Here is a 23,428-nt window from a genome sequence, read left to right on the forward strand (position 1 = left end):
TTTCGTATGTCAATATTTTTTTAACTCAAATAACTAATATGATCGCTAAACGATTATTCCTCCTGATCTCGTTTATTGTCACTTCCGTTGTGGCTCAAGACAAAGAATACAAGACGAAAGAACTTAGAGCAATGCTTCCTGAAATGATAAAAGAAAGGGAAGAAATGAAAGCACTTCGCTTAAAACTGACCAAAGAAAATGACGATTGGAAAACGGTTTGGGTGAAGCAAGTGGTACCTACACTAAAAAATAAAAACTTCTATATACGAGCAGTAGATGCTGAGATCTTATCTGGTTTCAATAGGTTTAAAACCCAGCCAGAATTGGATAAATTTTTAATAAACCATCTTCCTGATTTAGAACACTACTTGTTTACAGTAAAAATGGACAAAAAGGAAAGTTTTGAAGAACTGCAGGAAATATATAAAATGGTAAGAAATTATCATTGGTTACAAAATCAAGTGAGTGTTACGATCAATCCATTACAGAAATTAGCAGACGACTTTTTTTACAGAACACCTTTTATAGAACGCTTGGAAGCATTATATGCTAGTGCCTCGGAAGATGTGAAAAAGGAAAAAGAAGACTTTTATGATGATGTAATTCTGTTTTGGGGAAATTGTAAGTCTCAGTCCAATAATTTCGATCGTATCATTCAAGAACATTTGGCTGCAGGAACATTAGATAATAATACCATCTTAATGTTGGTAGGTAAGATGTATAATACCAACCAATATTATATCGCAACAAAGTTGGTGAAGGGGGCAATTGAAGAAATTGAAAAAAACAACGACACGTCTTCCTATCATTATGGTGCTTTTTTATTGAATCTGAGTAGCTTGTACATGATGCAGGAAGATTACGAAAACATGTTAGCGGTTCAATTGAAGCAAAAAGAATTAAATCTGTTTCCTAATGAAGCGATGCTGATTTATAATTATCAAATGTTGGGGATGAACGAGGAAGCCTTGCAATTGGCTGATGAATTTCTTCAAAAGAACGATGTTTCAAATCCACTTTATTTAGGCACTTTGGGAACCAAAATTTCTGTGTTACAGGAGATGGAGAACTATGAAAGTGCAAAGGAAGCCTCTTTGTTATTAATCAAATTGAGTAAAGAGAATAAGATAGATATTTCGTCCTCAACCTATTTTACTTTGTCGAAAGTATACAGCCTTCAAAAGGATACCCAAAATGCTTTAAAATATGGTTTGATGGCGTATGAGAGATCAATTGAAGAGTTTAAAATATTACCAGAATTAGATCCTAATAATACGACATCACTGTTGTATGTGCGTATTTTTAAGTTCTACTATTACATCAATTATGTAGGTACTCTTGTGGAAGCAGGTCAAAAGGATAAAATCGATTTCAATAAACTAATTGAAGAATACAATCATTTCGAGTATCTGATAAAAAACATCATGCTGAATCCGTCTAAGATGGATAAGAAACAGGTGGTGAAAATCTCTGAAGATACCGGAGATATTATCTATACCTTGGCCGAGAAATACCCGACAACAGCCTCAAAGCAATTAGCCTATAATTATACATTACTCTCAAAAGAAATCGGTTTATCTTCGGTAATTGCCATTAGAAAATATGCTGCAGATAGTAAAGATAAGGACCTAAAAAACTTGTTCGAACATTGGATGAGGGTAAGAAAAGAGATTCTGTTTAAAGATGAAAATATAGATATTGATAGTTTAAAGGACATCGCTTTTGGTCTTCAGAAGGAGCTTTCGATAAAAACACGTAAAGAAGTCTTTAGTCAGATAGAAGAAAATGATGTAGATTTTAAAATGGTGAAGAAGGCCTTAAAGCCTAAAGAAGTGGCCATAGAATTTGTCTACTATGCACCAAATAAATACGCTGCTTTGGTGTTAAGGTCGAATATGCAGTCACCTGAATTTGTTCCTTTATTTGATGAAAGCGATCTAACGGCATTACTCCCTCCAGAAGACCGTCAGAAAGAACAATGGCTGATTGACTTCATCTATAATCGAAATTCATATCAGATAGCAAAATTGGTGGTGGACCCTCTTCGTCCATATTTAAGTGATGTAAAAACGATCTATTATTCACCTGCCGGGATTTTACATGGTTTATCATTGGATGCCATCAAATCAGAAAATAAAGAAAAGAGGTTTGGAGAAGAGTATAAGTTAAAGCGATTAAGTAAAACATCTCAGATTGCTCAGAAAACGATATTATCACCTAGAAAAGCGACTATTTTCGGAGGGATGAATTACAATAAAAACGCGTTTAATGAGATAACAGGAGAGAGTGGGGAAAGAGGATTGGAATTGAATACCAAAGCGAGTAAGAAAGCGCAAAAAGAAGAAATTGCCGTACAGAAAGTAGGAGGAGTGTTTACTTATTTACCCGGAACATTTGAGGAGGCCAACTTGATTAATACCGAGTTACAAACTTCCAAACTAGAGGTAAATATGTATACAGGTAATGAAGCCACAGAAGATCAATTCAAAGCCTTTTGTAAACAGCCTACAGATATTTTGCATTTGGCTACTCATGCTTATTTTACACCCTATATTCCCAAAGAGAAAATTGCCGAGGGTTCCTATAAAGGAACAGCAGAAATTTGTTCCGATCCAGATCCGATGAATAGAGCAGGTATTGTGTTCTCTGGTGCCAACTATTTCTGGGAAACAGGAAAGAGTTATGAAGGAAAAGAAAATGGTATTCTTATGGCAAGTGAATTATCAAATTATGATTTACGTGCTACAAAGTTGGCCATCGTTTCTGCTTGTCAATCGGGTATTGGTCAAAGTACAAGAAGTGAAGGGGTTTATGGTTTTCAGCGTGCGATAAAATTGGCAGGGATCGAACATCAAATTATCTCTTTATGGATAGTGGATGATGCAGCCACACAGAAATTTATGACGCACTTTTATAAGTACTATATCGAGCTATCTGATATAGGAGAGGCAGTAGAAAAAGCGAAAAATGAGTTGAAAAAGGAGTACGATCATCCGTATTTTTGGGCTGCGTTTGTGCATGTACGATAAATTCCAAGATTTTTCATTAATAGAAATAACTAAAAAATGAGTGGCCACTACAAGATTTATAGATTGATATTCAGTTTGTTGTAAATTCTTGTAGTGGTGATGTAGTGGTATAATAAAGAGAATTGTTGTGTTGCCAAAAAGGATTTGTTGGTGTCGTATTAAGAAGTAGTGTTCTCATTACTTCCTAAAATTGTGATATAAGAAATGTAGATCAATTCAATTGAATTCTATGTCTTCAAAGAAATCATCTGACACTCCACAAAAGGAGGAACTTTTACGGCTTATTGAAGAAAGAAAAAAGGAAATCGACACCTTAAAGAAACTTTCAAAGAGACTGTCTTCATTAACCAATTCATTTATTAAACTTAACTCAAAGTAATGAGAAAACTTTCACTGTTCTTCTTATTATGGGTTGGTGTATTTTTTAGCACACTAGCTCAGAATGAGATCAGAAGCTACAACGCCAGAGGTGAAGCACAAGGAGTCATCCGTGTGAAATTTACTGAAAGCGCAACAGCTCAACTACAAACTGCCACTCCTACTTCAAAAAGTACTGCCCGTTTGGGTATTGCTTCTTTCGACGCAGTCGCACAACAATTCCAGGGACACGATTTAAAAAGACTCTTCCCTGAAGATTCTAAGTACGAGCACAAGCTTAGAAAACATGGCCTTCACTTATGGTATGAATTAACTTACGATGCTAGCACAGATGTTCAAAACGTAATTGCAGCCTTGAACAATGTAGCTGAAGTAGACCTTTCGGAGCCTATTCTAGAAAAAAGAATTATTGGTGGAGAAGGTGAAGCAAAGGTTTTATCAAAAACTGAAATTGCTAAAATTCAAGCCACTCAATCAGGAATGAACGATCCATTATTGGATAAACAATGGCACTACTTTAATACTAGTGACAATGAAACGATTCGTCCTGACGCATCAATCAACTTAGATAAAGCATGGGAAGAAGTTACAGGTACTCCTAATGTTGTCATCTCAATTCATGATGCCGGTGTAGATATTACTCACGAAGACTTAATCAACAACCTTTGGGTAAACCAAGGTGAAGTTGATGGTGTAGATGGTGTGGATAACGATGGTAACGGTTATGCAAATGACTTACACGGTTACAACTTCGCCGGAAACACTTCTGTAATTACTCCAATGGAGCACGGTACTCACGTTGCTGGTACGGTTGCAGCTACAAACAACAATGGTGTTGGTGTAGCAGGTGTAGCCGGTGGATCTGGAAACAACGACGGTGTTCGTCTAATGGTTTGTCAGATTCTCAGTGAAAACGGTGGTGGTAACATTGAGAACTCTTACGTTTATGCTGCCAATAACGGAGCGGTAATTTCACAAAACTCATGGGGTTACTTAAATCCAAATTACTACGAGCAATCAGTATTGGATGCTATCGATTATTTTATCGCTGAAGCAGGTGATTTCGAAGGTTCACCAATGAAAGGTGGTGTAGTAATCTTTGCAGCAGGTAACGATAACGTATCAGAGCCATATTATCCAGCAAGACACGAACCTGTAATTGCAGTTGGTTCTACAGGTGCTGACAGAACAAAAGCATATTACTCTAACTATGGTGATTGGATAGATATCTCAGCTCCTGGTGGAGAGACAATCGAAACTTTAAGCTTAGGTGTTTTATCTACTTTGCCGCAAAACGAATACGGTTACATGCAAGGTACATCAATGGCTTGTCCTCACGTAGCAGGTATAGCAGGTTTGGTTACGAGTAAATTGGGAGGTCCAGAATTCTCTCAAGATGTATTAAAATCTCATCTATTAAATGCAGCAGTAAGTTTGGAAGATACTGAACCTAATTTTGCTCCGGTATTGGGTAGAGGTTTGATTGATGCATCTATTGCCATTAGAGAAAACGAAGGTGTTGGTCCAGATGCTGTAACAGGAATTGAGGTGCTTGCAAAATCTAACGATTTTATCGAATTGTCATGGACAGTTCCAGCAGATGCTGATGATGAAAAAGCAAGTAAATATATTATTTACCTATCAGAAGGAACATTTAATGAAGGGACTGCAGCACAATATACTACTTTCTCTACAGGAGATGTTGGTACTGCAGTAACTTATAGAATAGAAGGACTTAAATCAGAAACAGATTTCCAATTGGCAATTAAAGCATTTGATCATTGGGGTAACGCATCAGTTCTTTCTGAAGTGCTGTCTATTTCAACTAACCAAGGTCCGGAAATGGAGTTGTCTACAACTTACATAAGCTTAAGTGGGAATATCAATGATGGAACTGAATTCAGTAAAGAATTTGAAATATCAAATACTAATGATGCTTATTTGGAATGGTCACTAGAGACTCGTCAAACTGACTATTATGTAAGCCCTTATTCGACTATTACAACTGGAGTTTCAGCTCAAAATTCTATTCAGCCTCTTAGTTTAAATAGAGTAATTCCATTTGAAGAAATTAGAAATGAAGATAGAGAGCCCTTATACAATTTTGAGGAGGAATATTTAAGTTATACTAATGGATTTGTGGCAAAGTATGTTGTTGGACATGAAGATTTATCTCTTTCAAATATTACAGCCTCAGCATTTTTAGTAGAAGATCCAAATGGATTTAACTTAACAGAATTAGATGTATATCTAAATGAAATTAAGGAAGGACAAGCTGTTTACGAAGTATATAGAGGTCCTCAGTTAGGTCAAGCAGAATTAGTTTTCTCTACAGAAATTGAAGAAAAGATTCAAAAGTCACATATCGTTAACCTTGATAATGATGAGTCAGTATTCTTCCCAACCGGCGATGTATTATGGTTAGTAGTTAAGGTACCTGCAGGAAACTTATACCCTATTGGTATTAGCGAAAGTAATGGACATAAAGATGCTGCGAATTATCAATGGATGTCATTTGATGGAGGAAAATCTTTCATGCCAATTGATATAGCATTAGGTCAATCAGGTTTCTCGTTTACACTTGGAGCAAAGACTGATGCAGAATACCAAGGTGACTACCTTTCTTTAACTCCTTATGAAGGGATTATCAACGGTGAAGGGTCACAAACTGTACAATTAACTGCTGATATAAGTAAGTTGAAAAACGGTAATGTTAGGTCAAACATTATTGTTAAATCAAATGATCCGAAAGCTCAAGATAAAAGAATCACAACTTATGTAGGTGTTTCAGGTCATGAGTCAGATCTTTCTGTACCTGGTATTGCCAATTTTGGTTCAGTACAAATTGGTAGAGAAAAAGATTTGATCATAAAAATGGAGAATTATGGTTATGGTTCATTTAAAGGTACTATTGCCTATGACGGTTTAGATGGTTCAGATTTTGAAATTATTGCTAAACCTAATGTAGTTTTACCAAGAGCAATTGAAGATTTAGTAATCAGATATGCTCCTTCTGCAACAGGAAATAACAACGTTGTTTTAACAATAACAGATGGTAGAGGTGCTGAACATAAGATCAATTTATTTGGTAATGGAGAATCTCCATCTGAGATTTCTATTGCTCCTCTAAACCAAACACATCTACTAACCATTGGTGAATCAAAATCAAGTAGTGTAGTTATTGAAAATACAGGGGACTTCCCATTGGAGTTTAACATTCCAAAGTACTCAAAAAATAGTATTACAGATCATGAATTTGGATACGCTTGGAAACTAAGAACTGATGACTTCCGTTGGGAGGAATTAGATGGTCAAGAAGGAACTGTAGATGTAACTAATCATTTTAAAGACAATGGTTACTTAGATTTTGTAACTGTGCCTTTAACATTTAAGTTTCCTTTCTATACTGAATTAGTAGATACATTATATATGTCTCATATTGGTTTGGTGGCGTTGGATACTAAAGATCCGGTGAATGGTTCTTGGGGTAAATTATTGGGTGCTAGTTTTACATCAAACGGTTATTTTGCACCTTGGTATGACTACTTTAATTTAAAAGCATCTACTAAATTACTTTATAAAGTATTTGATGATCACGTAGTATTTGAATATAAAAATGTCTATTCAAAAGAACAGATTGGTGAATCAGGTGACACATTAACTTTCCAATTAGCAATATTCCATGATGGACATGCTGAAATGAGATATTTAGAAATTAGTGAATCTAATGCTTTATCAGTTTTCCCTATGGTTGGTATGGAAAGTCCTGATAAAAAAGATGGTATCTATTTCTATGACCTTCAAGGGCAGCCTGAATTATTATTTAAAGATCAATGGCAAAACGTTTGGATTGATATTACATATCCAGGTCCTGAAATTATTACTAATTTATCTCAAACAAGTGGTGTTGTTGGTGTTGGTGAATCTGTAGAAATTACATTTGATGTAAAAACGGATGAATTGATTGAAGGAATGAATACGCAAAATATTGCGATTGAAAATAACGATCCTTTTAATTCAATAGCTCACTTTACTGTAAATGTAGACATCACAGATGGAGGAGAAGCGATAGTTAAAACAACAGACAACATTATTGATTTCGGAAAATTATTTCAAGGTGATGATCAGTTTAGATTAATCAACTTTATAAATGAAGGAAATAAGAATATCGATATTGTTTCAGCGACTTTCAGTGATGGATCTTTATTATCAGTCGATAAAAACTCATTTGAACTTCCAGCACGATTGGGCTCTATTGTTAGGTTAGATTTAGTAACTAGTGAAGTTGGTGAGGTAAGAGATGTATTAACTTTCACTGATGAACTGGGGGAAAAATACGAATTCGAAATCCTTGCTACAATTGCTAAATCTCCAGCTATAGAATTGGAATATACAACAAACAATTTCCAATTGTTGACAGGAGAGTCTGATGAAATGCAAGTAACCGTTTCAAATGTAGATGGTGATACAACATTAAGAATGTTAGTTCATAGTAATGCATGGTTATATCCAAAAGAAGAGGAAATGGTAGTTTCATCTACAGAAATTCCATCATTTGATTACTTCTACAAAGATAATGATGCTCAATTACAAGGAATGGATGACCCTAATGCACCATCATTTAAATGGATTGATATCGTATCAAAAGATGGTGAAAAGTTAGAATTTGATGAGTCAATTATGGCTGGTGAAATTACTTTCAAGAAGCCAGTTTCATTCTATGGTAAAACGTATGAAAAGGCCTATATGGGTTACCCAGGAGTAATTACATTTACACGTCCTGATGGTTTCCTTACTCCAATTATCAATGAGTTTATTCCTAAAGAAGACCACTTCAATAACTTTATTGCAGTAATGTGGGGTATCACAGGTTTCGATTACTTTGATGAAAACCCAGCGAAAGGTATCTATTTCTATGAAGATGAGAATAAAGCGGTATTTACTTATCACAGATGGGTACACTCATTTGGAGAAGGTAGAGATAGTATGATTGATGCTCAAGTGATTCTATATCATGACGGTAGAATAAAAATGCAATATAAGACGTACAACCAACCTGTTGTAGATACTTGGAATAATGGTTTAGTTATAGGTCTTGAAAACGAAGATGGTACTGAAGGTGTTTTAGCAAGTTATGGTAAACATTTAGTGAAGAATAACTTGGTATTAGAATATATTCCTTCAGAGGTAATTAATGTTGAGCCTGGTGAGGAGAAGGTATTAGATTTTGTGGTTGATACAAAAGATATGGATGGTGGTGTTTATAATACTAACCTTACTTTCTTAAATCATACACCTGGTAAAGAAAATATTTCTATTCCGGTAACATTAGAGGTCATTGGACAGCCAGAATTTGTTTGGGAAAACGATGTTCTTGACTTAGGCGATATTCAATATGCACCTAACTTATTTGTTCAACCAGAGTTTACATTTAAAAACTTAGGAACAGGAACACTTTATTTTGAAAAAGAGGGTTTCAATGGAATCGAAGGCCTTAATTTTGAATTATACTTCCAACTGATTGTAGAAGAAACAGGAGGAGAAGAAGGTTTTGGAGCTACTTTCTATGGTTTAGATTGGATCTATAAGTGGAAAGAGGTATGTGAAGGGTCATATCATCCACTTCTCGGTTGTATGGGTGAGTTTAAAATTATTGAAGGTGAATATCACTATGTTCTACCACAATTAAGACCCCAAGAAGAATATACAGGCCGCGTGACAATACGTCCTCAAGAGGCAGGTGAATATGAAAAAGTAATTTCATATACTGTGAATGGAGTTGATCATGAAATGACTATCAAAGCCAATTTCTTCGAACCACCTGTATTCGAAAGCGATGTAACTGATACATTATCAGTAATGGCAATGAACATGGATCATACTGAAACTCAAACTTTCGAAATCTCTAACGAAAACGGTAAGTCAGCTTTAGAATATCAATTTGATATTGAATACAATTATACTGGTGAAACAGCATTAAATAACATGAGTGCTTATGCAGCCAACTCATTGTTAGTGATGCCAGAAATTGCTCCTTTTGCTTCAGTTGGATCATCAATTGATCATGGCGATTTTGCACAGGCAATGTATTATGGTGATATTGATGGTTCTAAGCATACATCGCTTGGTTATGGTGGTGGTCAATCACTAACATCAGTAACACGTTTTGAAGCTCCAGGAAATGGTATTGATTTATCTCATGTAGCCACTTGGTATGTGCCAACGGGTGCAAAAGATGGAAATATTATAGTAGAGGTCTTAACAGGAACCAAAGAGCAAATGCTTTCTTTACATAGAGAAACATTCAGTACGGTTTCTGATGCAAGCGACCAAAATGGTGAGTTCCAATTATTCGAACTTTCAGAAACGCTTACATTCTTCCCAGGCGAAAATATCTTTATTGCCTTTACATATGATCAATTCTCTGCTTATCCTCAAGGAATGAAATCGTTGGATCAACCAATTCCAAACACTTTCTTTATTCCAACAAATACTGGATTAGTAGATATGTCTGAAGATTCTCGTTTTGAGACACTAGGATTTATGGTGAGAGGATTTGGTAAAGATGCAGTAACAGGAATTTGGTTCTCATTAGATCAAATGAATGGATCAATTAACCCTGGTGAGAAAGAAACTATTACAGCTTCTTTTGCAGCAGCATACAACAGAGGAAGAAACGATCTCTTAGCTAAAGTGAATATAAATACAAACGATCCATCGGTTTCAGAAGATGCTTCTAGCTTCATGGCAAAAATGAATATCAACCATGCGCCGCAAGCAATAGAAACACCTTCTTTAATCAAGATGAACGAAGGAGATACGGCCACGGTAACATTATCGTTTACCGACATGGAAGGGCACGCTTTTACATTAGCTGTAGAGGACCTAAATGATCTTGGAACATTTGAAATAGTTGATACAGAAGTAAACTTAACGATTACTCCAAGTTATGATCATGCAGGAACTCATAGTTTCAATGTAATTGCAGAAGATGAACATGGTATGACTTCTACAACCGAGTTATCTGTAGAAGTAGCGAATGTTAACCGTGCTCCTGAAGGGGTAGAATTCGATACATTACGCTTGTCGGTTGGTGAGGTATTCTACCTAGAAGACTCTGAAGTATTCTCTGATCCTGATGGTGACGTTTTAACTTTTGGTATTGCAGACAATAATGACGGAGTGGTACTAACGGGCCACGCGAATGCAGAGTTTATTATTTCGGCAATCAAAGAAGGAATTACAGAAGTAGCAGTATTGGCTACCGATCCAGAAGATGCAACGGCTATTCAAATCATTCCAGTAGTAGTTACCGCCGGAGGTGATGATGTAACCAATGTTGTAACGGATCAAGTTGGACAGCTTTACGAGCTATTCAACTACCCTAACCCAGTACAAAGCAATACTATTTTGAGTTTCAACCTTCCTCAACAATCTGAGGTTGAAATTGCAATCTTTAGTACTGAAGGAAGAAAAGTGGATCATTTATCACTTGGTACTCTTCCTGTAGGACATCAAAAAGTAGATTATAACACAGATAAATTACAATCTGGCGTTTACATCTACACTCTAATTGTTGATGGCCAAGCAAAGGTATTTAGTAGGTTGATAAAGTAATAAGCTACTTATACTAGAATTGGATTAAGGTTACCACTGCCAGGATTTTCCCGGCAGTGGTTTTTTATACCTGGCGCAAATGTTAAGCGACAGCGTCATTTGTGCCCATAAACGTTAGAGGTCTCCCGACCTCGTGTACTATTAGTAAAGGAACACGAGGTCGGGAGACCTCTAACGTTCTTTAAGCACAAGAACCGCTTCGCTAAATTCTTGCGCTAGTTTGGTAATTTATATATATTAAATGAAAACAATTAGATAGTACTTCTTATTCTACAAGTATCCATTAAAAACCCATAAACATGAAAACAGCAACTTGGAACGGCGTAGTTTTGGCCGAAAGCAACGAAACTATAGAGGTGGAAGGAAATCAATATTTCCCACCCAATTCCATCAAAAAAGAATTTTTCACCGACTCCAATTATCAAACCACTTGTCCATGGAAAGGATTGGCTTCTTATTTCAATGTTGAAGTAAACGGACAAGTAAACGATGATGCAGCTTGGTATTATAAAGAACCTAAAGAGGCTGCAAAACAAATTAAGGGATATGTTGCTTTTTGGAAAGGAGTGAAGGTGGAATAGCTGCCGCAAATGTTAAATGATAACGTCATTTGTGCCTAAAAAACGTAAGAGGTCTCTCGACCTTGTGTACTATTGTAAAGAAACCCCAATAAATATCCAAAAGGAACTTATTGGGGTTATATATTAGTTGGGTAAAGATGCAAATGATTTTTAGTCTGCTTCTACTTTTTTGATAAAAATATGTGGTAAGGCATCAGTAATACATTGATGTCCTAATTGAATAAAACGGTCGCCATTTTCTTTAATCCCAGAAATAATAATATCTCTAGGCCCTTTTAAAATGGGATCATATATTTCACCTTCATCAATAATGATAATAGAAGAACTAGACAGAGGATCTTTGTGTGCAGCGATGACTCTACCCACTCCCTCTTTAATAAGCAATCGTTGTCCAATGTTAGGTGGACTAAACCGCTCACTTACATTGATATTGGTCAAAATCCCTACGGTCTTAAATTTTGTGCTTTTATCATAAAAGGTCTCCATTTTATTTTGTTTCGTTTTTAATCCTTGATCATCATCACCTAGAGGTCGGCCAAGAATAATAGAAGGGGTTGTATCAACACAAAACATCCGAGGTGTTATAAAACTATTCCCTTCTTCAGTTTCTCCAAGAGCATAATATTGATGATGTAATTTTACCATTAGTTCTTCATCTTGTTGATGTGTTAAATTCAATTCGAAAAAGGAGTTTAATCCGATAGTTTTTATTGTATATACACCAGATAACTTTGAGATAATTTCTATATGCTTTAATTCTAAATTATCGGAATAAGCATATATGGAAACATTTTTTACCAAGACAAGCTTAGTTTGCATAGTATATAGAAAGTTTTATAGTAATTAGTTCATAATATTAGTAGTGTTTAGTACCGAAGATGATATTTGATCACTCATTGAGAATGATACTTTTTGTTTTTTTGATGTCTCAAATTTCAGGTTTTTGTTTGTATTGTAGCAGGATAGAAATACGTGATTTAAGAAAAGGGGTAAAATTACCTATGCCCGAATTGAATTGATAATTAGGGAATTAAAGAATCTTGTCGAAAATTTGTTTTTGATTTATGTATTCTTTTTCTTGCGTAAGAAAATTAAACTCAATTGTAACAGATCACGAAATTTTTTTACTAAATAAAGAGTTTTTTCTAACTAAAAAAGCTACGACAAATAATAAATACGACGCTATTCTCTTCTTTAATGTAAAACGCAATACGATAATTTTTAGAATCTCGTTGGGCTATCGTAAAAAAACTATAGTGACAAGAACAAATTAAAATGAAAATCACAGCTACTAATTACTTTTTAAGCCTACTAATTGGCATTTCTTTTTTCACATCATGTACCACACAGACATCTTCTAAATCGGAAGAAGTTCAAAAAGGAGCAGTCTCTTCCGTTAACGATGAAACCTCTTCTTGTAGCATCAATAAAGATCTTATTGTGCAGTGGAGTGAGGTTCGTACAAACAAAGACAGTGTAGTCTCTCTATTCCAAAACCATGGCAATAGTTTCACATTCACAAAGACGATGGACCAAATGCCTAAGGCAGATAGTATTATTCATGCTTACATTGGTTATGATGCCGCTACTAATGCTTTAAGTTTTACTGTTTTGACAGCAAATAGTGATACTGTGGGGAATACAAGTTGTTTGACATTTGCTCCACTAAGTGCACAAAAAGATACTCTAGCAAGCTTTGAAGAAGTGAGCGAGAATAATAAAGATTCTATTTCATGGAAATTAGCCAATAAGAGAATCAACCGTTGGAGAAATGATAACAAGAGAAACAAATGGATCGACGAATGTTTTTCTCCTGACGATTCCACTCAAGTTTTCCAAGCATTTGCAATCAATACTATAGATTTTGAATACGGTGAAGAACATCAATGCTTCCTGTCATTAAAAAAGGTAATGGTAAAAGGTAAAAAACAATATCGCCCAGATTTGATCATTGTAAATACTACTTCGGATGAGATTGTGAGTTTTAGTGTAAGTGCGGCTAGTGCTGATGTGGAGGATTTGGCAACTCCAGTTCCTCCATTTGACCCAAGAACACCATCTAATACATTTAGTTTATTGGAACAGTCAATGTGAATGATATTACTAATATAATCAATCTAATATTCCCATATTTCACACCAATTATTTTACTAATAGGTAGTATTGTTGGGGGATATTATTTCAATTACATCGATAAATCTCAAAAGGTCTTATTAATTTACCTAATGTTGAGTTTAATATTTGATATTTTAAGTAAAATAAATGCTAAAGTAACAAATTATAGCGTCTATCTTTTTACATTATTAGGAATATTAGATCTATTAATTTTTTATTTCTATTATATTATAATTATAAAACAACTGAGTAAATTAAAATATATTATTATGATAATTTTTATGTTATCATTTTATGAATTTTTACAAATAAAAAATATTGAAACTATTTATTTTAAATGCTATTCTAAAATGGTAGTTTCAGTTTTCTTAGTTTCCATTTCATTGTATTATATTTATATAAATATTGGTAACATAAATTTCATAAAAAATAGATTAATAATATTATTTATTTTTGGTTTTTTTTCTTTTGAATTTTTATTTCTTATTCCGATAAATTTTTTTGTTAATTATGATTTTAAAGTAATATACTTTTTTTGGATTATTAGAATTATTGTTATTGTTACTTTTTATTTAGTTATAATTAATTCAATATGGCAGAATGGCAAAATCCAGAAACAATTATCAGATGGATCATCTTTTCGATAGTCTTTTTCTTGGTGTTATTTTCTTTTATAGTATTACTGATAAGAGTATATTATAAAAAGGTCATTTCTTCCAAATTAGAAGAGTCGAGAATAAAATTAGAGCATCAGAAAAATCTATTAGAAGTATCTATAAATACGCAAGAAAAAGAAAGAAAACGTATTGCAGCCGACTTACATGATGATGTAATTGGTAAGTTGACTGCCATAAAGATGATGGAAGAGTTGAGACCGGAAAAGAGTGAGGAAACCATAGAGTTATTGTCTGAAAGTATTCAAACTGCTCGACGTATTTCTCATGATTTAAGTCCACCTCTTCTATCATTTAGTGCGCTTTCAACATTAATAGAAAATGCAATTGCACCTTTACAAAGTCAATTAAAAGTAGTTCCAATTTTTGATGTAAGAACAGTAGATACTTTTGATGAAGAATTTAAAGTTCAGTTTATCCGTATTTTACAAGAAATCATCACAAATATTGTAAAATATGCGGATGCTTCTGAAGTCGAAATTCACTATAGACAATCCAATTTATTTACCTGCCTCCAAGTAATTGATAATGGAAAAGGATTTAATATCAATAAAAATAGAACTGGATTAGGTCTTAAAAATATAGAGACAAGAGTGAGTTATTTAAATGGTATTTACCGTTTAACTTCTGAAATAAATAAAGGGACTAAATCAATATTTGTGTTTAAAACCAATGAATAAATGAACGCTATTTCAATTTCAATGCTTGATGATGAAGCTTTAATTGTTTCTTTACTGACTAATTTTTTTGAAGAACAAGAAGAAATAGAAGTTTTATCAAACCATACAAATGGAGACGACTTTCTTGCTCAACTTTCCGAGGAAAATAAGATCCCACAAATCTTAATATTGGACCTCAAAATGGAAGGAAAAAGTGGAGTCGATATCTTATCAATTTTAAAGAAAGATTATCCATCCATAAAAACGATTATCATGTCCTCTCATTACAATAAGTCCTTAATGGGTTTTATGCTAAAGACAGGTGCAGCGGCTTTTATTCCAAAAGGGGTATCTCCAAAAAAACTATTGCAAATCATAAAAGAAGTCGAAGAAAGAGGCTTCTATTTTGAACAAGATCAATTAGACATCATCCGAGAACAAGTATCTTCTAAAACGCCTGTACCTAATCTGTCTAACGATGTGGTGCTGTCCAATAGAGAGATAGATGTACTCAAACTTATTTGCTACCAAAAAACGGCTAAAGAAATCGGAGATGAGTTGTTCATTACCAAAAGAACAGTCGAGGGGCATAAGAATAATCTCTTCTTAAAAACCGAAACTAAAAATATTGCCGGTTTAGTTATCTATGCTATTCAGCATAACATTGTAAAGGCAGAAGATTTATTCATCTCTTTAAAAGCATTGGATTAATCCCTAATGGTGCAAATGTTAAGTGCTAACGTCATTTGTACCTATAAACTTTAGAGGTCTCCCGACCTCGTTTTTTACTAATAATACACGAGGTCAGGAGACCTCTGAAGTTTTTCAAGCACAAGAACCGCTACGCTAAATTCTTGCGCTAGAGGTTCACATATTTTTTTATCACAGCAATTTTTATTTGTTACAAAGACTAATTATTTATGAAAATCAAACAAAAATTTCCTTGGCATCTTATGTTCTCCACTGGCGCAAATGTTAAGCGTCAGCGTCATTTGTGCCTAAAAACGTTAGAGGTCTCCTGACCTCGTTTTTTACTAATAATACACGAGGTCAGGAGACCTCTGAAGTTTTTCAAGCACAAGAACCGCTACGCTAAATTCTTGCGCTAGTTGCTCACATATATTTTTTATCACAGCAATTTTTATTTGTTACAAAGACTAATTATTTATGAAAATCCAACAAAAATTCTCTTACCTCATCGGGATCTTATGTTCCGTAGGAATTCTTTATTCATGCACACCCACCTCTTCAGAAAATGAGATGGTAAAAAGTGAAGAAGTTATCGACAATTCTTTGTTATCTCATTGGGAAAAAGCACGATTAGATAAAGATCAAGTAACAAAGATCTTTAGCAGTAGCTCAAATACTTTCCATTTCACGAAGGAGGCTTTTTCATCTAAAGTCCATGCGTATTTAGGTTACAATCCTGAAACAGAAAGTCTGAGTTTTACCATAATCACAGCAGAAAGTGATACCGTGGGTAATACTTCATTTTTGACTCAATCCATCCTAGGATCAGAGAAAGAGGAGTTATCCTTTTTTAGTACCACCGCTGAGAATGCCAACTCAATTCCTTGGGATGTGGCTCACGAAAGAATTAGTAATTGGAATAATGATGACATTCGTAACCAGTGGATTGAAGAACGCTTTGCGAATAATCCATCAGAACTAGGTATCGTTAAACTCTTTATCATACCAGAAAACGATTTCAATTATGGTGATACTCACCAATGTTATTTGGGTCTGAAGGAAGTGCAAAAGGAAGGGGAACCGATTCGTTATCAAGTAGATTTGATAGTGGTGAATACATTTGAGAGATCTGGAGGGAGGACTGCTTCGGAGAGGAATGTGGAGGATATGGCAACTCCTGTACCACCATTTCCTCCTTCAGCAGAATAATAAATAAAACTCTACCACTGCCGAAAATGTTAGGCGTCACCATAATTTGTGTCTGTAAACGAGGTCGGGAGACCTCTGAAAGTTTTTTAAGCACAAGAACCGCTACGCTAAATTCTTGCGCTAGTGGCTCCCATATATTTTAACCACAGCAATTTTATTTGTTACAAAGACTAATTATTTATGAAAATCCAACAACAATTCTCTTACCTCATCGGCATCTTATGTTCCGTAGGTATTCTTTATTCTTGCACACCCACCTCTTCAGAAAGTGAGATGGTTAAAAGTGAAGAAACTATCGATAACGCTTTGTTATCTAATTGGGATAAAGCACGATTAGATAAAGATCAAGTAACAAAGATCTTTAGCAGCAACTCAAATACTTTCCATTTCACGAAGGAAGCTTTTTCATCTAAAGTCCATGCGTATTTAGGTTACAATCCTGAAAAGGAAAGTCTGAGTTTTACCATCGTTACAGCCGAAAGTGATACGGTGGGTAATACTTCATTTTTAGCTCAATCCATCCTAGGATCAGAGAAAGAAGAGTTATCCTTTTTTAGTACCACCGCTGAGAATGCCAACTCAATTCCTTGGGATGTGGCTCACGAACGAATTAGTAATTGGAATAATGATGACATTCGTAATCAGTGGATTGAAGAACGCTTTGCGAATAATCCATCTGAACTAGGTATTGTTAAACTCTTTATCATTCCGGAAAACGATTTCAATTATGGTGATACTCACCAATGTTATTTGGGTTTGAAGGAGGTACAAAAGGAAGGAGAACCGATTCGTTATCAAGTAGATTTGATAGTGGTGAATACATTTGAGAGATCTGGGGGGAGGACTGCTTCGGAGAGGAATATTGAAGATATCACAGCACCTATTCCTCCTTTTAAGCCAAATGTTGAATAAATTATCCACTGGCGCAAATGTTAAGCGTCAGCGTCATTTGTGCCTAAAAACGTAAGAGGTCTCCCGACCTCGTGTACTTTTTGAATAATAAAACGAGGTCAGGAGACCTCTAAAGTTTTTCAAGCACAAGAACCGCTGCGCTAAATTCTTGCGCTAGTGGTTCACATATTTTTTTTATCACAGCAATTTTTATTTGTTACAAAGACTAATTATTTATGAAAATCAAACAAAAATTCTCTTACCTCTTCGGGATCTTATGTTCCGTAGGAATTCTTTATTCATGCACACCCACCTCTTCAGAAAATGAGATGGTTAAAGGTGAAGAAGCTATCGATATATCTTTGTTATCCAATTGGGATAAAGCACGATTAGATAAAGATCAAGTAATCAAGATCTTTAGCAGCAACTCAAATACTTTCCATTTCACTAAGGAGGCTTTTTCATCTAAAGTACATGCGTATTTAGGTTACAATCCTGAAACAGAAAGTCTGAGTTTTACCATCGTCCCAGCAGAAAGTGATACGGTGGGTAATACTTCATTTTTGGCTCAATCCATCCTAGGATCAGAGAAAGAAGAGTTATCCTTTTTTAGTACTACCGCTGAGAATGCCAATTCTATTCCTTGGGATGTGGCCCACGAACGAATTAGTAATTGGAATAACGACGACATTCGTAATCAGTGGATTGAAGAACGCTTTGCTAATAATCCATCAGAACTGGGTATCGTTAAACTCTTTATCATACCGGAAAACGATTTCAATTATGGTGATACTCACCAATGTTATTTGGGTTTGAAGGAAGTGCAAAAGGAAGGAGAACCGATTCGTTATCAAGTCGATTTGATAGTGGTGAATACATTTGAGAGATCTGGGGGGAGGACTGCTTCGGAGAGGAATGTGGAGGATGTAACTTATCCAGTACCTCCTTTTAAACCACATGGTCAATAGTCTCTACTGGCGCAAATGTTAAGCGTCAGCGTCATTTGTGCCTATAAACGTTAGAGGTCTCCTGACCTCGTGTACTTTTTGAATATTAAAACAAGGTCAGGAGACCTCTAAAGTTTTTAAAGCACAAGAACCGCTGCGCTAAATTCTTGCGCTAGTATTTTAATCACTTACAAAATATTTTAACTGAAATTTACTTTGGTATAAATTCAAGTAATTCGCTTAATTCCTTATCGGTGATATTGGTTTTGCTTGATTTATCATAAATGGATAGTAAGTATACCGAAGTTTCTGAAACTTGCACATAGGTAATAATTCTGGATCCTCCCGATTTACCTTTTCCTTTAGAAGTAATTGCCATTCTAATCTTATAGCAATTGTTACCTAAGGAGGTTCCAAGTTTTGGGTTCACTTCTAATTCCTCAATAAGTTTAGAAAAATCGTTTTTAATTGAAGGGTATTTCTTTACTAACTTTTTTAATTCCTTTTTAAAATTAGGAATTACTGAAACATTATAATTCATCAAGTAAATCTTTAGCAGAAGTTGCTTTTAATTTACCCTCTTTTACAAGTTTCATTTCATCTACGGCTTGTTTTACGCTTTTTAAAACTTCAGCCTTTTGAGGAGTTAAAGTTTCTGTTTTAACGTAGTTGAAATTATTTAGAAGCTCCATAATAAATGCAGCTTTATTGTCTTTTATGTCTAATAAAACTTTCATAAGAAAATATTTAAACCGGGTAAGCTTGCCGCCTTTATAACACATTGTGAATTACAAATATACGGGAATAAAATACGATTAAAAAGTTTATTGTTTTACCATCTGGCGCAAATGTTAAGCGTCAGCGTCATTTGTGCCTATAAACGTTAGAGGTCTCCCGACCTCGTGTTTTTTTAATAATAGTACACGAGGTCGGGAGACCTCTGAAGTTTTTCAAGCACAAGAACCGCTACGCTAAATTCTTGCGCTAGATTAGTTCAACATCGAGTATCTTGTATTTCTTTCCAGAATAATGTCGAGCACTACTGAGAAGATATTCATCGGGTTCATTCACTATTCCATTTCTAACTGGATTTTGGTGAATGTATTCAATTTTCTGATTTAATAGTGAACTATTACTTAACTCAATAGGGTGATTTCCGTGTTGCCAAAATTGATATTTTTGCTTTTTATGACTTGCTTCTGTCTCAAATAACCATAACATCCAATTTTTTCTACTTTCAAATGGATTGTCCTTTATGGCTTTAAGAATATTTGCTGAAGTATATTTCTTGATGTCTCTCAAAATGTATTCAAGCTCCACTTCCATATCTTTACTTGAGATGACTAAATGAATATGATTGGTCATAATGACATAGGAATGAATCACTAAACCTTTGTTTTGTTGGCAAAATTTCAAACTATCAATTACTATATCGATATACTCTTTTCTAGTGAAAATATCTATCCATTTGACAACAGAGAGGGTCACAAAATAGCATTGTGATTGATCTAAGAACTTGTATTTTTTACTCATGAATCGTTAGTTAATTTTTGAATGTATTACAATGATAATCAATTTATTGATATTTAGGGAGATTAACTGGCGCAAATGTTAAGTGCCAACGTCATTTGTGCCTTCGTACGTAAGAGGTCTCCTGACCTCGTGTACTATTAAATAAGAAACACGAGGTCGGGAGACCTCTAACGTTTATCAAGCACAAGAACCGCTACGCTCAATTCTTGCGCTAGTTTGTAATATAATAATCAGTTTATAAACCCCTTTTAATCAAAATATTAATTCCATATCAAGAGGTAATTATCTTACACACTGCAAGATAATTACCTCTATTTTTTTGAGGATATTTTAGTAGGTGATAAATCCATAACTATCAAAAATAAAATCTTCCTTCTTTTGTTATTAGTCGCTTTTTACCTTGCTGATATATCGAAATAAAAGGAATGAATATGAGAGACAACAACCAATTAATTGTCATTTTTTAATTACAATTTTATCATCCTGTAAAATGATTAATAGCAACGGACAAACTTCAAGTGTGAATACAATCTTATTAAATGGAAAGTGGAGTTTTACACAAACGGACCAAAACCAATGGTATGATGCTAAAATTCCTGGGACAGTGCATACCGACTTACTAAATCAATCGATTATTGAAGATCCTTATTACCGACTAAACGAAAGAGAGGTACAATGGATTGATAAAAAAGATTGGACCTATAAAAAGGAATTTTTCTTAGAGAAACATCAATTAGATAAGGACCATATTCAGTTAAGTTTTTTGGGATTGGATACTTATTGTACTGTCGTTTTAAATGATGTAGAATTAGGGGAAACGGACAATATGTTCAGGACCTGGGAATTTGATGTTAAAGAGATATTAAAGGAAGGGAAGAATACCCTAATAGTGCAGTTTGATTCTCCAATAGAAGTGGGTTTGGAAGCCCTAAAAAAGCATGGCTACCCTTTACCCGCAGTGAATGATCAATCGGAAATTGGAGAGGTCGGCGATAGTAAAGTGTCGATTTTTACCCGAAAGGCGGGGTATCATTATGGATGGGATTGGGGTCCGAGATTGGTCACTTCAGGCATTTGGAGGGATGTAGAGTTAAAGTTTTGGGATACTACCAAAATCAATCATGTATTGGTAGAACAAAAAGTAACAGAAGATCAGGCAACGATTACTTTAGTTCCAGAATGGAGCAATAATGTAAGTGATCTGAAGTATGTTGTAAAAGTGAATGGTGAAAAAATTATCCCGACTGCTTCTTCAGATAAATTGGTGGAGTTTGAAATTAATAATCCAGAATTATGGTGGCCTGCTAACTTGGGAATACCTTATTTATATGATGTCGAATTAGAGGTATATCAACAGAATAAATTACTTGATGTTTACCATCAAAAAGTCGGTGTAAGAACGATAAAAGTAGTGCAAAAAGCAGATAAAGAGGGGGATGGGAAAAGCTTTTATTTCGAAGTAAACGGCCGACCTGTTTTTGCTAAAGGAGCCAATTATATTCCAAATGACTTGTTCCTGCCAAGAGTATCAGATGCTACCTACAAACATATTATTCAATCGGCTTTAGATGCCAATATGAATATGTTGAGAGTGTGGGGCGGAGGAATTTATGAAAATGATATTTTCTATGACCTCTGTGATGAAATGGGCATTTTGGTATGGCAAGATTTTATGTTTGCCTGCTCGATGTATCCTGGAGATCAAGCATTTTTAGATAATGTAAAGGAAGAAGCTATTGATAATGTAAAGAGATTGAGAAATCATGCATCGATTGCTTTATGGTGTGGAAATAACGAGATGGAGATGGCTTGGGCACCTCATAATCCAGAAGCAGGCTGGGGCTGGAAACAGCAATACACAAAAGAACAGCAAAAAGAGATTTGGGCCAATTACGAAAAAATCTTCCATGATATCTTACCCGAGGTAGTAGAAGAAAATACAGATCAGCAGTTCTATTGGGCCTCTTCTCCAACGGGTGGAAATCAGAATTTAGCCACTTATGAACACACTTCTGGGGACATGCATTATTGGGGTGTATGGCACGGAGAACATCCTTTTTCTGACTTTAGAAAATACATTGGTCGTTTTATGAGTGAATATGGTTTCCAATCGTTTCCAGAGTTTAAATCCGTAAAGAAATATACTATTCCTTCTGACTATGATATCGAATCGGAAGTAATGGCTTCCCACCAAAGAAGTGGTATTGGTAATTTGAGAATAAAGAAATACATGAAGGACCATTATCAAGTACCCACTGATTTTGAAGATTTCTTGTATGTCGGACAGTTACTTCAAGCGGAAAGTATCTATTCTGCCATCCAAGCACATAGAGAAAAAATGCCTTTCTGTATGGGATCACTTTATTGGCAAATTAACGACTGTTGGCCGGTGGCTTCTTGGTCTTCGATGGATTATTATGGGGAATGGAAAGCCTTACAATATTTTGCCAAAGAGGCGAATAAGAATACATCGCTGATTGTAAATCATGATGCAAAAAAAGTAGAAATAAAAGTGGCTTCCGATGTGGATATCAATAAAAATTTAACCTTGGAGGTCGCACTTCTAGATTTCCAAGGAAATGTTTTATGGGAGCAATCTAAAAATGTGAAAAAAGTGGTTTCAAATATTACTGAAGAAGTTTTTACAGAGCATACCAATAAGATCTTAAGTGATTATCCAAAAGAAAAAGTAGTATTTGTTACCCAATTAAAAGAGGGTGATCAAGTGATTGATAGAGATCTACATTACTTTGTTTTACAAAAAGAGCTGAAACTTCCTGAGGCAAATGTAAAGGTCGAATTTAAACAAGAAGGAAAGCATTTGATAGCTACTTTTGGAAGTGAGCAACTGATCAAAAATCTATTTATTGAGGTGAACATAGATGGAGTCATATTATCTGATAACTATTTTGATATACTTGGAGGACAAACTGTAGAGGTGATGATTTCATCCTTAAACGGTGAACAAATTGATCCTAAGAATATTCGATTGAAACACCTTCAACAAACCATGAAAACCACCATTCAATAGTAAATTGATTTGGTATAAAAGGGTATCTTTATTGAGATACTCTTTTATATTTGTGGAAAAATTATTCCTGCGAA

Annotated in this window: 14 protein-coding genes; 10 read left to right on the plus strand and 4 right to left on the minus strand. The window is 34.8% G+C overall.

The window, feature by feature from the left end; translation table 11 throughout:
- The first annotated feature begins 38 nt into the window (after positions 1-38).
- The 3 genes from MY04_RS20975 to MY04_RS20985 all read left to right on the plus strand — a co-directional run bounded on the left by MY04_RS20975 (position 39) and on the right by MY04_RS20985 (position 11,605).
- The gene (locus MY04_RS20975) at positions 39-3,029 is read left to right on the plus strand and encodes a CHAT domain-containing tetratricopeptide repeat protein (RefSeq protein WP_066213862.1); all 2,991 of its coding nucleotides are present in this window, start codon (positions 39-41) and stop codon (positions 3,027-3,029) included.
- A gap of 378 nt (positions 3,030-3,407) precedes the next feature.
- A complete protein-coding gene (locus tag MY04_RS20980; protein ID WP_066213865.1) occupies positions 3,408-11,024 on the plus strand; it encodes a S8 family serine peptidase in 7,617 nt (2,538 codons plus the stop codon).
- A 299-nt stretch (positions 11,025-11,323) separates the two neighbouring features.
- Positions 11,324-11,605: a DUF427 domain-containing protein gene (locus MY04_RS20985; RefSeq protein ID WP_066213868.1), complete on the plus strand. Its 282-nt coding sequence runs from the start codon at positions 11,324-11,326 to the stop codon at positions 11,603-11,605.
- Positions 11,606-11,755: 150 nt separating this feature from the next.
- Here the strand turns inward: MY04_RS20985 and MY04_RS20990 are convergent, their stop codons facing one another.
- Entirely contained in the window at positions 11,756-12,424 is a 669-nt protein-coding gene (locus MY04_RS20990; RefSeq protein ID WP_066213872.1) for a hypothetical protein, read from the minus strand.
- A 456-nt stretch (positions 12,425-12,880) separates the two neighbouring features.
- On the opposite strand from MY04_RS20990, the gene MY04_RS20995 reads away from it, so the two are divergent.
- The 6 genes from MY04_RS20995 (at position 12,881) to MY04_RS21020 (ending at position 18,811) form a co-directional block, all read left to right on the plus strand.
- Positions 12,881-13,699, plus strand: coding sequence for a hypothetical protein (locus tag MY04_RS20995; protein ID WP_066213877.1), 819 nt, complete (start codon positions 12,881-12,883; stop codon positions 13,697-13,699).
- A 613-nt stretch (positions 13,700-14,312) separates the two neighbouring features.
- A complete protein-coding gene (locus MY04_RS21000; protein ID WP_066213885.1) occupies positions 14,313-15,074 on the plus strand; it encodes a sensor histidine kinase in 762 nt (253 codons plus the stop codon).
- A complete protein-coding gene (locus MY04_RS21005) occupies positions 15,075-15,764 on the plus strand; it encodes a response regulator transcription factor (protein ID WP_066213887.1) in 690 nt (229 codons plus the stop codon).
- A 456-nt stretch (positions 15,765-16,220) separates the two neighbouring features.
- Positions 16,221-16,952: a hypothetical protein gene (locus tag MY04_RS21010; protein WP_066213889.1), complete on the plus strand. Its 732-nt coding sequence runs from the start codon at positions 16,221-16,223 to the stop codon at positions 16,950-16,952.
- A gap of 180 nt (positions 16,953-17,132) precedes the next feature.
- On the plus strand, positions 17,133-17,864 hold the full coding sequence (locus MY04_RS21015) for a hypothetical protein (RefSeq protein ID WP_066213892.1): 732 nt from the start codon (positions 17,133-17,135) through the stop codon (positions 17,862-17,864).
- 215 nt (positions 17,865-18,079) lie between these two features.
- Positions 18,080-18,811, plus strand: a complete 732-nt coding sequence (locus MY04_RS21020) for a hypothetical protein (RefSeq protein WP_066213897.1) — start codon at positions 18,080-18,082, stop codon at positions 18,809-18,811.
- A 190-nt stretch (positions 18,812-19,001) separates the two neighbouring features.
- On the opposite strand, the gene MY04_RS21025 is transcribed toward MY04_RS21020, so the two are convergent.
- The 3 genes from MY04_RS21025 to MY04_RS21035 form a co-directional block, all read right to left on the minus strand.
- The gene (locus MY04_RS21025; protein WP_066213899.1) at positions 19,002-19,331 is read right to left on the minus strand and encodes a type II toxin-antitoxin system RelE/ParE family toxin; all 330 of its coding nucleotides are present in this window, start codon (positions 19,329-19,331) and stop codon (positions 19,002-19,004) included.
- Positions 19,321-19,527, minus strand: coding sequence for a hypothetical protein (locus tag MY04_RS21030; protein WP_066213901.1), 207 nt, complete (start codon positions 19,525-19,527; stop codon positions 19,321-19,323). The genes MY04_RS21025 and MY04_RS21030 overlap by 11 nt, the downstream gene beginning before the upstream one ends.
- A gap of 247 nt (positions 19,528-19,774) precedes the next feature.
- A complete protein-coding gene (locus MY04_RS21035; RefSeq protein ID WP_066213903.1) occupies positions 19,775-20,323 on the minus strand; it encodes an REP-associated tyrosine transposase in 549 nt (182 codons plus the stop codon).
- A gap of 490 nt (positions 20,324-20,813) precedes the next feature.
- Here MY04_RS21035 and MY04_RS21040 point away from each other — a divergent pair, with 490 nt between their 5' ends.
- Complete coding sequence (locus MY04_RS21040) at positions 20,814-23,354, plus strand: beta-mannosidase (protein ID WP_066213912.1); 2,541 nt, start codon at positions 20,814-20,816, stop codon at positions 23,352-23,354.
- Positions 23,355-23,428 lie beyond the last annotated feature (74 nt).

This window comes from Flammeovirga sp. MY04 (assembly GCF_001682195.2).
Classification (GTDB): Bacteria; Bacteroidota; Bacteroidia; order Cytophagales; family Flammeovirgaceae; genus Flammeovirga; species Flammeovirga yaeyamensis.